The organism is [Micrococcus luteus] ATCC 49442 (genome assembly GCF_010367585.1).
Taxonomy (GTDB): domain Bacteria; phylum Actinomycetota; class Actinomycetes; order Actinomycetales; family Micrococcaceae; genus Arthrobacter; species Arthrobacter luteus_A.
The window spans coordinates 4,281,685-4,295,154 of sequence record NZ_JAAAXP010000001.1 but is presented as its reverse complement, the minus strand read 5'-3'; the positions used below and the strand labels follow the sequence as shown (position 1 = coordinate 4,295,154).

Below are 13,470 nucleotides of genomic sequence, written 5' to 3'. Positions count from 1 at the left end.
TCAGTAAACAGGTACACGACTTATTGCTGTGGAAGACTTCCTGAATTCGGGTACACCAAATCTTAACGTCTCCGGGGGGACAAACATGAAAAAAGCATTAGCAGCACTCGCACTTGCGGGAACCATCGCCCTAATAGGTTCGTCACCAGCACTAGCACAAGGTCGCTATCCTGCTGTACCGCCGCAGGCGGCCGTTTCTGACGGCACCGTTGGCCCGGGCGAGCAGTTTATTTTCAGCGGCCAGGGTCCGTTCCGTGGCGAACCCCTCACCATTCGCGTCACCCCCGGCAATGCGCCGGCCGCCGGAGGGGCGAACATTGCTGGTGGAACCTCGTTCTCAAGCAAGATCAGCATTTTCATTGAAGCCCAGACTCTGTCGGCCCAGGCCGATAGCGAAGGCAAGTTCTCGGTGCCCGTCACGATCCGGGAAGCGGGCTCCTACCTTCTTACCGCCACGAGCGATGTGACCGGCTACACCGTAGGGCCCGTCCGTGTTGTAGTTGCCCCAGGTTTCGCCAACGGAGGCGCTTCAGGATCTAACGCAGGCGGGAACAACGGAGCACCCGCTTCGGCGCACCTTGCTAACTCGGGAAGCTCCTTGGCAAACACAGGTGCTGACTCCACCCTGGTCCTCTGGACCCTGACTGGCGTTGGTGCACTTGCCGCTGGTACTGCATCTGTTTTTGTGGTCCGCCGTCGTGCTAAGGCCGAGGCAGCAGCAGCCTAGCCGCAGAACACCAAGCAAAATAGGGCGGGTGGTTCCCCGGGAATCCGGAGAACCACCCGCCCTACTGCAGTTAGAGTAATCAAGGTCCAACCAGGAACTGACATAACCTTTCGAGGCATTGGGAGGAAACTGTCAAAAGGGCTTGTATCCCTTAAGTACCTCTGTTGACGTGGGGTGGTCGTCGTTTACGGTGGCCTTGGGAGGGGCCGGGGTAGTTCCGGTTTTCGGCTGGGCGTCACGGCTCGTGAAAGAGATCGTCGCCCCCGGACTGTCTTCCAAGCAGACACGATTGAGGGAATTGGTGGCCGGAAGAGAGCGGTGCGCAGCACCGGATTTCGTCCGGGCGGGCACCGAATGACTCACAAGCGCGGGAACTGTATCCGACGCTTCCTCAGCAGTCGCGGGCGTGTGAGGGAGGTCGCCGCCGGCGCTCAGAACAGTGCATGACGGTTCTCCCCAAGGATGGGGAAGCCCGGCCTGGTGACTCGGCTGGTGGACCGGCAAAGACGGGTTTTCACACCGCACGTATTCGATGCGAGGCGGAGAACCATCATGCAAAATCAGGATAAACCCGGCGGAGTCGTGCGCGCAGTGGCGGGTATCGACGCGGCCATCACGGCACGCCACCATATCGCGGTGCGGGAGTTTTTCGACGACGGAACAGAACACCTAAGCCGTTTCACGGCCAGATGGAAATGATCGGTGCCCGCCACTCTGCACGGCTGCGCGGAGTCATCATGGGCAAGAATACATCCGATGTCATAGACTCCCAAGTCCTCACCCACGCCGGGGAGATCTTCGACCCGCCACCCTTGGTCCTGGCACCCCCGGGACAGCTGGCGTTGCGGCGGGCCGTGGTCCGCCGGGCCGGCGCCGTGGTTGACGGGAACCGGTATTGGCGGCGGCTGCTGTCGCTGGCGAGGTGGGCGTTTCCCGATGTGTGGACCGCGTTCGCCGGATCCGAATCCACGGCCCTCGCCGTGCTGGGCCGCTGGCCCCACCTCCGTTCCCTGGCATCGGCGCGTGTGGCGACGCTGACGGCTGTGGTCGCCGAGCACACTCGCGATGTCGCCGACACACCCCGCCCGCGCGACGGCGATCAAGACCGCAGCCAGGGGATGGGCGGATTTCTGGGACGGTCACCTGGACCTGGACGCGCTGGCCGTCGACGTCACCGAACACCTCACGGACCTGCAGGAATCCAGGGCAAGGGTGGAGCGCTTCACTTCCCATGCACGTCAGTGGTGGGAGCAGCTCTACGGCGATGACCCGCTGATCCTGTCCCTGCCAGGTGTTGGCCCGGCAACCGGTCCCTGCATCCGCGCCTTCTTCGGCGACGGATCAGGGTTCGACAGTGCCAAGAAAGCAGCGAACTATGTCGGCATCACCCCTTCGAACTGGTCCTCCGGGACGATGAACCAGTCCCGCCGGGCCATCAGCAAGGAAGGACCGGCACCCCTGTGCCTGGCTTTCTACCAGGCCGGCAGCGTCGCCCGGACCATGGATCCCCAGCTGGCCGCGTTCTATCACCGAACACGGCCATTGCCACACACAGGCCACGATCGCTGTCGCCAGGAAACTGGCCGAAAGAACCTGGAACACCCTCACCACCGGGCAAATGTATGAGCTGCGGGACCTCGAGGGACAGCCAGTCACCAAACGGGCCGCGAAAGAGCTCATCGCCTCCCATTACACCGTCACACCCAAGCAACGCAGCCAGTCGCGGTCCCACACGATCGAAGCGAAACGGGCCCGCCTGACACGGTAAGTATCGATCACGGCCACCCCGGTTCTGAGGCCGCTGGCGATCTTCCTCCCCACCAGTCCGGGGGTGCAAACCAGCGACCCAACGACCCGGTCCCGTCCCCGATGGACGCACTTCCCGTCACCGCGGAACACATGCGACGGTGCACTCACCCTGCCTGCCGTCCAGAGCTAAAAAACTGTTGACAAGCGGGAAGCTCTTCACGGTTTGTGGGGGGGTGAGTTCGTGTCGTTGAAGACAAAGTGGCCCGTGGCTCCTGCTGGGAGGAGTGTGTCTAAGCATTTCAACCTGGAACAGGACCACGAGCCTTGATTGAGCCTACCGGGGTCGCGGCCGACGCTGCCATCATCCTCTTCAACCTGCCCAACTATCACGTCATTTCCACCACCATGTCCGCTGGCCGGCGGCAAGTCGTCGTCGAGACCGACGAGCTGCCCGAGTTGCGGGGTCATCGCCTCCCGGCGGAAGGAGCGCCGCTTCCAACGGCTCCGCGATATTCCAGTTGCCGGACCGGTAGACGTACTCTGGTCCAAGTACCGCTGGTACTTCGAAGAAGCTGAATGTGATCGGCTGTCGTTCTTCGATCCCAGGTGCCGCGCCGTGCCCGTTCCACGAGCCGGCTTCGGGACCAGCTCGTGGATGCCGTCATTAGCTCCGGCAGGGCAGTGTCTGAGACAGCCCTCTGCTTCGCCGTGTCCTGGTGGATGGTCCGCGCTGCCGTCACCGAGGCGTATCTGCTCAGGCTTCCGGACGTGGACAAGCTCAGCCCCCGGATACTTGGCATTGATGAGCACCGGTTCCGTCCGTGCGCTACTTCCAAGACCCGGGGACGAAGGCCTGGACGCGGTTCGAACCCTGGATAACGACCATCGCCGATCTGGACACCGGCCAGGTCCTGGGCATCGTGGACGGAAGGGACCACAAGGGTGTCGGGGACTGGCTGTTCGCCCGTCCTCTTGAGTGGCGGCTCGCCGTTCAGGTCGTCGCCATTGATCCCTCTGCCGCCTTCCGCGAAGCGTTGCGCATGTGGCTGCTTAGGACTTCCGCCGCGGTGGACCACTTCCACCTGATCTCGGTGGCCAACCAGGCGATGACCGAAACTCGGCAGAACCTGTCGCAGCAGGTCAAGGGCCGCCGCGGCAGGGCCATCGACAAGGCCTGGGCGCACCGCATGCTCCTGCTACGCGGCCGCGACACCCCCAGCTGCCGGGCTGCGCTCCGACTGGAGGAAGTGTTCGCCGTCGATGATCCGACTGGCACCCTGCAAGCAGTCTGGAAGGTCAAAGATCAGCTCAGGGTTCTGCTGCGGACAGGCTCCCTGGAGGACGCCGCGGCAGCGAGAACAAAGCTCGAAGAACTCGTCAAGACAGCAGCACGACCTGAGACCAACAGGCTCTACCGCACCGTCTGCAGATGGTGGAAAGAGATCGAGGTGCTCATCATTACCGGCGCGACGACAGGCAAAGTCGAGGCCAATAACACCGCCATAAAAAATATCAAGCGCAAATCCCGCGGGTACCGCAACCCCGCCAACTACAAATCAGTTTCTCTTGAAAAGCGCCGTCCAAACCGCGGCATGACACTCATCTCAGGGATCCATTTCCCACGAACCGTAAAGAGCCGCCAAAAGTCGCTGGAATTGGCCTCCTGCCAGCCGACTCTCCGAGGGTCACCACGCGTAGGGCAACTCAGCTACCGTGCATGAATTCTATGTCGCGATTAGCGTCACCCTGAGATCGTAAGGGCGGCCGGAGCCGGTCACCACAGCATGGCCCTTCGCTACTGTCCAGAACTGCATCGTGCGTCCGCGGAACACCACCCAAGCTGGACCGAGCGCCGGGCCGCCGCATGATCCACACGGCACCATCCGCAGATGGGGCAAACAGTACCCGGCCACCATCTGGCTCTGGTGGAATGCCTGAGGCGATGATCATGCGTTTTTGGAGACGGGATGGGTTCTCTACAGCACCAAGGCCATCGGCTCAACGACTGCTACCGTCGGACGGTTGTCAGCAGGCTGATGTGTCCCTGGCAGCCCGCCTGAGATGCCTGTGTTTGACCACGCGCGCGCTGGACCTCACCGGCAGAATAAGGGCACGACAGTAGCTTGCCCTGAACGCCTTCGCCATCACACTCGAAGGAAGACTCCACCAAGCCGCCGGACCCGAATTCACCATATAACGGATCTCCCATAGCAGGCGCAATTGCCCGTCCAGGTGGTCACCCATTCCGCAGTTGGCGGAAGTCTCGCACAATCCTAGGTGCCGCACGAACGAAGCGCACCCACCTCACGAAGTGTTGCCGGAGAGTACCGCTGAGAGACATGTCAGCATATATGTTCCGGCTCAGGAAGGCCTCCGGCCGTGGGCAGGCTGAACGAAACAGCATCATGGGCTTGTCCCGCAGTGGGGCTGATGCTAGTGCGATAAGACGCGCGCTCCCCGGTTCCTTGGCCATAACGAGGTTGCGCCACTCCGCAGTCGCGTCCGGCCACACCACCGACTTCCGCAGGGGAAGGAGGTCCTGTAGAAAGGTGCGCATGGCCGCGAGGGAACCAGTTGCCCCGGAGATATTCAGTAGGGCGGCAGCGTGTTGTTCCCGTTCGCTGATGACCGTCAGGAACTCGAGTTCACGAATATTCGCCCGAAGTTGAGGTGAGCGGAGGGCATGAAGGGCGAGGATAAGAATTCCCAGTACCTTTGACGGAACCGTCACTTCCCGCCCTGCAAGTTCAAGGACCTCGGTGTTTGCCCACATCACCTCAAAGACGTCCTCCGCGGCGTGTTCCATGCCCGGAAAGCGGAAATGGACGTCAACGCAGCATGGCCAGTTCGCGTGGTCAAACGTAATCGAATGCATTTGGAATGTCCTGTTGTCCGGATCCACCGGGCGTTCCCGCCACCCTCGCTTCCGCAGAGCGTTGACCATGGATTCGAGATCTTGTGGTGCCACGAAAACATCCACATCACCCGACGTTCTGGGCAACCGCAACCCCTGAATCAGGCTAGCCGGCCCCTTGATGAAGAAGGCCCGTATACCTAGGCTTTCAGCTATCCCTGCCATAAGGGCGTGGCCCAATAGGACGGCCTCAGGAATACTGAGCTCCGCCTCCATGGCGTCATCTTCCATTTCTGGAACCTAGACTCTCGCCCGCCGACCGGCAGGCACGGAATCTAGGAGACTTCCCTCCACACTGTCAGGCCGGGGACCGGGCTGCTCCGGAGCGACCGCAACGGCCGGAGCGGGAGCAGGCACCGCCGCGGGCGCGGGCGCGGACTTGTAAGTCCCGTAATAGGAGTAGGAGCCTTCTCTCCGCGTCGGCACATAGTTAAGCACAGCACCCAGGATCCGACCCTTAACCTTAGCGAGGTTCCCAAGCGACACCGCCAACTGCTCCTGGGTGGTCTTGCCCGTCCTGATCACCACTACGGCCCCGTCCGCCACGCTGGAGAGTACCGCGGCGTCCGTCACCGGGAGAAGCGGCGGGGCGTCGATCAGGACGATGGCATTCTCCGCAAGGGTGGTGAGCATGTTCTTCATGGCCCTGGACCCCAGCAGCTCGCTGGGGTTCGGGGGAATGCGGCCGGAGCCGAGCACCGAGAGGTTAGGCAGCGCACCCCAGGGCTGAAGAACATCGCCCAGCTCCGCGGTCCCGGTGAGAACATCGGTGACCCCGACGCCCGGAACCAGACTGAAAACGTCCACCAGCGTGGGGCGGCGGAGATCGCCGTCGACCACAACGACATTTTCCCCTGCCGCTGCCATGGTGACAGCCAGGTTGGCCGTGACGGTGGATTTCCCCTCTGCCTGCATAGAGCTGGTGACCACGATGATCCGCGGCGGCCGGTCCACGTCAAGGAAACTGAGGTTGGTGCGCAGTTCCCGGAGAGCCTCGGCCATCGCACCGCCGGCGTCGTGGAGCTGGGCTGTGGTCCCGTCTTCCAGGACAGTGCTCTTTCCGTCCAAACGGTGGTCGACGGGGAGGGCGCCGATCACGGGTACGCCGAAGAGCCGCTCGATTTCGGCCGCGCTGCGGATGCGACGGTCCAGATGCCGGCGGACCAGCGCATACGCCACACCGAGGGCCAGGCCAATGAGCGCACCGAGCGCAAGGGTGAGCTTCACGTTGGGTGACACGGGGCTGGTGGGAAGCACCGCCTTACCCAGCGGGAGTACCCGCACTGCCGACGCTGGCACGGCAACTGACGTTCCGGCGTCGGGCGCCGCTGTTGTGCCGGGCTCAACTACTGCATCGGCGGGAGATGCTGTTTCGATCGCTTCCACCTGGGCGGCGAGGCCGTTGACCCAAGCGTCGGCAACTCGTTGTGCGGTGGCGGGGTCCTTCGACTGAGCCGTCACCCGAATCTCGGCAGTGTCCAGCGGCACCTTCACGCTGATGGTGCCGAGCAGTGCATCTGCCGTTGTGTTGAGGCCCAGGTCTGCGATGACCCTGTCCGCCACGAGGCGGGACTTTGCCACTGACTCGTAGTTCTTAACCTTTGCCTTAGCCAGGCTGTCGCCGGCGAGGGAGAGGCTCACGTTGTCCGAGCCTGGCGTCACCACAATGCCGCTGGAATCCGACGAGTAAATCTTGGGCTGGAGAACTGTCCAGCCGAATGCCGTCAATGTGGCCAGCAGGGTGAACGCTACGATCGCCTTCCAGTACGTCCTGACCACCCGCAGGTAGTCAATCAGATCCAGGCCTGCAGGTGCCTCCCCCGGGGTGGCTGTTGTGACGCTCATGGTGGTTCCTTCTCATTCGTTCGGGTGCTGGTGGGCCGGGGTTGGCGCTAGTTACTTTCCAAGACCGACTTTGTGATGAGCTGCTGGACGGCTTCGGAGACGGCGTCCCGGTAGCCTTCCTGGCGGCCGTGCACTTTTCCTACTTCGTCGGCCAGCTGGTCTACCGCCACGGCTTTCGCTGTTGCTTTCCAGATTGCCGGGCCGATACCGCTCAGCCGCACAATCTCGTTATCCAGCATGAGCAGGAGGTCGTCACCAACGGCCAGGGCATCTTTCGGTGCTGTGCGCCGGATGCAGCCCGCCGGGATGTGACCCGCCTCGGTTTCAACGGCGGGCGCTTCCCACTCGGAGTTCGTTCGGAGCTGCTCCTGAAAGAGCGGTTGCAACGCTGCTGGCAGGTCGGCGGCTTCCGAATACGTCACCCGCCACACTCCCCCGACGCTGTCGATGAGGCGGCACAGCGACTGCAGCGGCTGGTCGATTTCGCCCTGGGAGGACGAATCCGGAATCAGTGCGAGCAAGGCGTCGGCGAGTGGCACCTTGCGTAGGGTTGGAAGGACCGGGTGACTGCCCTCAACCCTGTCCAACAGCACGATGGACTGGATGAAGGGCTTGGTGTGAGCGGGCTGGAGTTTGAGCTCGTCCGGGCCCACCTGGAGCTTTGGAACAAGGTACTCCTGCTTCAGGGACAGCGGCTTAGGGTACGGGACCACTGAGCCGTCGGGCCTAATGGCCACCGTCTCGTCCGTGACGTAACCATAGGTTCCGGCCAGAACTCTTGCTGCGGTGGTCTTACCGGTTCCGGAATTGGCAACCAGAGCAACCACCGCCCCCGTGGCCGGGTCAGCCACCCCGCAGGCGTGCAACATGGTGAGCTGCCCAGCGTTAGCCAGAATGGCGGCGACGGTAAGGCGGGAGGTCAGGTTCTCAGCCAGCTCCTCAAAGGAAGCTGCCTGCAGGGCGAAGGTGCCGCCGTCGTCCGTGGGTGCCTGGTAGGTGACGGACGCTGAAAACGGCTGGGAGCCGTTTGGTTCGCGCGGCAAAGACGGAAGGTGAGGTGCGCTGTCACTGGCACACCGCGCCCACGCTGAGCGCATCCTCTCCCGCTGCTGCCCGGTGACCCCCCGGCCCCAGCGCACAGTGAACTGCACGCCCAAGATGTCCAGGCACAGCGGGTGCCTTCCGCCCAGCATTTCCTCAACCTGCAGTGGCGCCCACGCCGTTTGTACGTTGCTGTTGCTCATGATTCCCCCCGGATCTGAAGCTGTTGGTGTTAGTGGCCAGCGGCGCTGGCAGGTTCAATCAGGTGCTGCTGTTGGAGATGCCCTAGGAAGTCGGCGATCTGGGACTCCATCTGGCCGCTTTCGTCGTCGAAGCTGGCTTCTAGCTCGGCCAGAATTTCTTGTTCGGTGCGGTGGCCGTCGATCAGATCCCAGATTGCTGCTGCTGTGCCTTCGAGAACGACCGGCTGGTTTGCGTCTAGGTGGAGTAGCGCGACGCGGTTGGCTGATTCGGTGCGGACTTGTGCGATGTCGGTGGCGTGGCGCCAGGTCATTTGGCTAGCCTGCGCCAAGTACCAGGGTGGCGGACAGACCAGCCAGACCTGCCGGCGTGGTGAAGGAGATCGTTAGCTTGAACTGCTTGTTCGGTGCGGCCCTTTTGTCAGTACCGGTGTAGTAGAAAGCCAGCGGGAAAACGGCAGTCGCAGTGTTCGCGATACCGCCCGAAAGGCTGAAATCAGCGAAATATGCTGATCCCGCAGGCAAGGTCTTCGGGGTCAACACACCCTGCGTGAACTTGCTGAGCACAATCCCCACGCCTGGGTCGACCTTGTCTGGCGACTCAATCGTGATCGTGCCCGATATCGCACCCGAAGGTGCACCGCTTTTGTTCGTCACGTGAAAAGACACCGGGCCTTGGCCGGGGCGGTTCTGGCCTGGTGCGGCATTGCCAAACTGAGCGAACGTCGTATCTCGCGACGCCGACGCATCAACCAACAGGGTGTTGAACGGGCCCGGTGACGCCGCAGCGGGCGGGGCCCCGACAGCCGCGACGATGACCGGCACCGTCCAGGCCACTCCCTTCATTACCCTGCGGCGGCTGAATCCGCCCTTTTCGTTGCTCGTGACCTCTGCGTTCAGAACCTCAGACAATTGCGCCCCCAAAATCGTTTCGGCTGCGATCCTCTGGACCGGCCAAGTGCTCGGCGCGTTGTCGCGACAGTCCACACTCTTCCCAACGCGACTAAAGGTTAGGTCAATCACATTGCAAGATTTGGTCAAGTTATGCTGTTTTTTGCTTCAAGATCACCTTGACCTGCGGCGATGCACCCGAAGGGGACGCCGGACTGGGCAATGTAGCGGCAGCGGCGTTGCCTTCTCCGATTTCTATCCGTGGTCTGGCTGTATCTCCACCCGGACATCGAGTCCGCCAACAATTTTCCGACGTTCTGCATCCTGCTGAACGATGCTCAGGCCGAAGGAATCTCCTACCGCACCTTCTCGCGGCCGGTCGATCATGAGGAACAAGGTGTGCGAAGCACCGGGCGGAAGAACGATGCCCCTTAGCCGCACTTTTTTGCGCTTGGCCGCAACGAACATCAGACCGTGGTCCAGAGCGGCTTGGATGTCCCTGAGCCGTTGCTTGGACCAGGCTTTGTGGTACTCGTGTTGGCTTCCCTGGTTCGTGGTTATGAGTTCATTCTGTTCCGCTGCCCATACTTTGAACTGCTCGAAATCTTCACCGGGAGACAGGCCGTCGCCCGCCTCCGTAACGGCGCCACGCGTTGTCAGCCGCGGCAGAAACAGCCTCACACGGCCGCGATAGCCGGAAAGACTAAGGTTCAGATCGGACGTAACTTCCCGCTCGGCGTCGGCCCCGTGGATACGGAACGCGACCATCGCCGGTGGCGGCGACGGGAGAGTGCCGGTGAACTGGACCACGGCGAGGTTCTTGTGGGCTGCCTTGCGTTCCCGAACAGAATTAACGTCCGTGTTGGTGATCGCAGACGTGTAGGGGTCATCAGCGTGGTGGAGCAGAGCCAGTACGCAGAAATGGTGGTTGCCGGCCAGGTTCGCCGGCGGCGGCAGCTTGTCCGACGTCAGGTTGAAAGCTGCAATCTGGGGGAACCCGGCCCGCACATCGTTCAGCGTCACCACGCCGAGCGTCTGCCAGTTAGAAGTGCTGATGCCAGTTCCGTTCTGCACGCTCGTCTGGTATCCGGACGGAAGCGGCGGCAGGCCCGCGGACGCGTTGGCCAGGAGGCACATGACCCGCACATTGTCTGCACGGACGACGCCGCGATTATGTACCTGCACGTAGACCCTGGTGGTTATTGTCGCCGTCGCGTGCGTCGCGACATTCTGGGAATCATCACTCAGCGTGTCGACGAAGTCCAGGAAGTTAATCGTTCCGCCGAGCGGGAATTGGTACTGGCCGTTCACGTTGGGCGTGTCCACCCTGATATCCGGGCCGCGCCAATGGACAACGGTCTGCCCCTGATTGACTGGGTCCGGGATCGAATTGACGGTATGGAACCGTCCCTGGTCCAGCTGGGTGTCCCGTACGTAGAGCTCGATGCCCTGTTTCGGCAAGTTATCGAGAGTGCGCTCAAACGCCCCACGTCCATGGGTGCTCGCCCGGAGCAGGCGGCGCGGATTATGCAGCTTCAGATCCAGCACCGCGGCGTCAGGAAGACCATCGGAGAAAACCTGCCAAGTACCGCCGCCATCATCGGAGCGCCATATGCCAATGTCCGCCCCGGCGTAGATATGTGCGGGGTTCACCGGGTCAACGGCCAGGGCGTTGTGTTGGACGTCCAGAAGCGCATCGACGGCGCCGCCCGCAGGGCCACTTCGCTGCTGCCATTGGGCGCCGTCGAAATGCCAGATGTGCCGGTAGTCCCCCACGCCGCCGAAAGTGATGTAGATCGAGTTGCCGCTTGCATCCGCGGGATCAACGGCGATTGACGTCACGACGCCTTCAAGCGGCAGGATATTTGCCCCGCCTATGGTGTCGAGCTGCGTGCGCGTCCACGTGGCACCGGACCTGTCCAGACGGTAAACGCCCCCACTCATCGTTCCGGCATAGAGTCTTGCCGCACTGGCGAATGTGAGGCACTTTATTCTGTCGTTGAGCCGGTCGCCGGCCAGCGTATTGTTCGGGATCGACTGCCATCCTGTAGCGAAATTGGTGCTGATCCACGGGCACACGGAGCCGAAGGCAAGAATTTCCGCCTCAGCTGGCGCCGCGGGATTCGGTGGTGTTCCGACGAGCGGTGCGTAGAAGAGGACATCTTCGCCCGCCCGTAGCGGCACCGGGTGGTTGGTGTAGCTGTAGCGTGTTCCGCCGGTGGTGCTGCGACGGACAAGGCCGCGGACATAGGTGTCGGCGACGCGATAAGGGTTGACCCAGTTGACGACGAAATAGCCGCTGTCGCCCCCCGACGTGTATAGCCACGCTTCCTCCCCGGTGAAGCGTTCGCCGCCGTTGTCCTGGGACCCCGAGAAGACCACAGCGTCCTCGGTGGGGTGCTGGCCGAGGTAGTTCAGTGTGAGCGTCTGCAGGCCTTTGTTCAGGGATGTGAACAAATCCCCAGTGCCCGTTGCGTTGTTAGTGCGGCAGACGCCGCCGTCGCAGCCAACCCAGAGCTGCGCTGCGTTCCCTGGGGTGAACACGATGGTGTGAATATCCGCATGAACAGAATTGCCGATATAGGTAGCGGCGGCTGATACTGCAGCGGCGCTGACCGTCATGTCGCAACGGTAGAGCGCTCCGGACCAGTCGCCCCCGGAGAAGACAATCGATCCGCCGAGGTAGATACGGTTGACGTTGTCCGGCGCCACCGCGATTGCCAAGTCGTACGAGCCCTGGCTGCCGACAAGGTCACCAGCTGCTGGCAGGCCCGTGACCTGCCGCCAGTTTCCGGCGGCCGTGTCGAGGCGATAAACGGTGCCCTGCTCTGTAAATGCATAGAGTACGCCGGGGTTACTCGGCTGAACCGCAAGGCTGATGCGGCCAACCTGCGCAGGAAAACCTGTTCCGACGGCGGCCCACGTGTCGCCGTCGGTCGACGAATAGACTGGACCGAACCAGAACGCGGCATAGAACGTGGTGGTACCCCCGGTCCGGGCTACGACGACGCTGGTTGCCCACGCCGAACCCGGGCCCGGCGGTGTTTTGCTGTCCCAGTGAAAGCCTCCGGCCCCATCAGGCTCACGGCGGTAGAGACCCCGTCTGGTTGCGCCGACCACACGGTCGGGGTCAGCGGGATCGACCGCAAGCGCATAAAACGCGCTCCCGGCCAGTTCCGCACTGCCGGGGGAAACCTTTTCCGTGGCCCAGCTCTTCCCGCCGTCCAACGAAATAATCGGGCCGACGCCGAAGTATGCCCCGCCCGCCCCCTCGCCTGACCCGACGTATATCCGGTCCTGATCGACGCCGGCCCCCGGCACCACTGCAATCGCCCCGACGGACAAGCTGTCAGAGCTCGCGTGAGCCGGATTGAGGTCGAAAGCGTCCATCAGCGATATCCACGAAGAGCCGCCGTCTTCAGTACGCCATACGCCCCCGTTTGCCGCGCCGATGTAGGCGCGGCTGCCTCCGGCGACAGGGGCAATCGCGGGCGTGCGCCCGCTCACTGCGGGTTTGACTCCGCCCTGACCTTGGCGGACGACCGACGGGCCAAACGGGATCCAATTATTCGCGGGCGGCGGCAGCGTGGGCGCCTCGGGCACTGCCTCCGGCGGATGCCCTAAGTCCTGTTTCCTGCGATACTCCTCGATCAGCCGCCGTCGGTCAGGCAGAGGAGCCGGCCTCTCCTCCTCCTCGGCTTCCGGGGATTCCTCCGTGTCTGCTCCGCCGGGTTCCCTTTCACCTCGCCGGAAAGGCGCTTCCTTCGCGGCAGGGGGCGGCGATTTCGGCGGAGTCCCCGTACCAGCAGATTTGCGGCGCAAGGGCGTAAGCCGCTCCTCCAAGAACGCTCGCGACCGCGCATTGGGGCCACCCTCCGGCTCTGCCTCTTCCCGGTCCGGGGGCATCGACGCGTCGGGCTCCGGCCCGCCGGTCTTATCGTCCCCGGTTGGGCCACCAGGTTGGTCGGTCATCACGGCTCCTTCCCGTCAAGGCGTGTGCCTTGAATTCAGGGATGTGGAAGGAATACAACTGCTAACTTCAGCGACAGGAAAACTCGATGTCTGCAGAAGTTCTTCGGTGCGGATTCATGTCGATTTCATCA

Annotated in this window: 11 protein-coding genes and 1 pseudogene; 6 read left to right on the top strand and 6 right to left on the bottom strand. The window is 62.7% G+C overall.

Annotated elements, in window-relative coordinates; all coding sequences use genetic code 11:
* Positions 1-85 precede the first annotated feature (85 nt).
* From GUV69_RS19590 to GUV69_RS23295, 6 genes and pseudogenes are all read left to right on the top strand, one after another.
* On the top strand, positions 86-727 hold the full coding sequence (locus GUV69_RS19590; protein WP_164206804.1) for an LPXTG cell wall anchor domain-containing protein: 642 nt from the start codon (positions 86-88) through the stop codon (positions 725-727).
* 552 nt (positions 728-1,279) lie between these two features.
* The gene (locus GUV69_RS19585) at positions 1,280-1,426 is read left to right on the top strand and encodes a hypothetical protein (RefSeq protein WP_164205438.1); all 147 of its coding nucleotides are present in this window, start codon (positions 1,280-1,282) and stop codon (positions 1,424-1,426) included.
* Positions 1,427-1,792: 366 nt separating this feature from the next.
* Positions 1,793-2,353, top strand: a complete 561-nt coding sequence (locus tag GUV69_RS19580) for a transposase (RefSeq protein ID WP_164205436.1) — start codon at positions 1,793-1,795, stop codon at positions 2,351-2,353.
* Between the two features lie 451 nt (positions 2,354-2,804).
* Positions 2,805-2,987 (top strand): annotated as a pseudogene (locus tag GUV69_RS23530) (hypothetical protein); the annotation flags it as partial.
* Positions 2,988-3,082: 95 nt separating this feature from the next.
* Positions 3,083-3,355: a helix-turn-helix domain-containing protein gene (locus GUV69_RS23700; RefSeq protein WP_164205455.1), complete on the top strand. Its 273-nt coding sequence runs from the start codon at positions 3,083-3,085 to the stop codon at positions 3,353-3,355.
* Positions 3,298-4,197: a transposase gene (locus GUV69_RS23295; RefSeq protein ID WP_244292793.1), complete on the top strand. Its 900-nt coding sequence runs from the start codon at positions 3,298-3,300 to the stop codon at positions 4,195-4,197. The genes GUV69_RS23700 and GUV69_RS23295 overlap by 58 nt, the downstream gene beginning before the upstream one ends.
* A gap of 515 nt (positions 4,198-4,712) precedes the next feature.
* On the opposite strand, the gene GUV69_RS19570 is transcribed toward GUV69_RS23295, so the two are convergent.
* From GUV69_RS19570 to GUV69_RS19545, 6 genes are all read right to left on the bottom strand, one after another.
* A complete protein-coding gene (locus tag GUV69_RS19570; RefSeq protein WP_164205434.1) occupies positions 4,713-5,621 on the bottom strand; it encodes a nucleotidyltransferase family protein in 909 nt (302 codons plus the stop codon).
* 9 nt (positions 5,622-5,630) lie between these two features.
* Positions 5,631-7,235 (bottom strand): tyrosine-protein kinase domain-containing protein, encoded by a 1,605-nt coding sequence (locus GUV69_RS19565; RefSeq protein WP_164205432.1) that lies wholly within the window; start codon positions 7,233-7,235, stop codon positions 5,631-5,633.
* A 47-nt stretch (positions 7,236-7,282) separates the two neighbouring features.
* Complete coding sequence (locus GUV69_RS19560; RefSeq protein ID WP_244292792.1) at positions 7,283-8,479, bottom strand: ATP-binding protein; 1,197 nt, start codon at positions 8,477-8,479, stop codon at positions 7,283-7,285.
* 29 nt (positions 8,480-8,508) lie between these two features.
* Entirely contained in the window at positions 8,509-8,790 is a 282-nt protein-coding gene (locus tag GUV69_RS19555; protein ID WP_164205429.1) for a PqqD family protein, read from the bottom strand.
* A 4-nt stretch (positions 8,791-8,794) separates the two neighbouring features.
* Entirely contained in the window at positions 8,795-9,499 is a 705-nt protein-coding gene (locus tag GUV69_RS19550) for a hypothetical protein (RefSeq protein WP_164205427.1), read from the bottom strand.
* A gap of 123 nt (positions 9,500-9,622) precedes the next feature.
* Positions 9,623-12,757, bottom strand: a complete 3,135-nt coding sequence (locus tag GUV69_RS19545) for a hypothetical protein (protein WP_164205425.1) — start codon at positions 12,755-12,757, stop codon at positions 9,623-9,625.
* Positions 12,758-13,470: the final 713 nt, after the last annotated feature.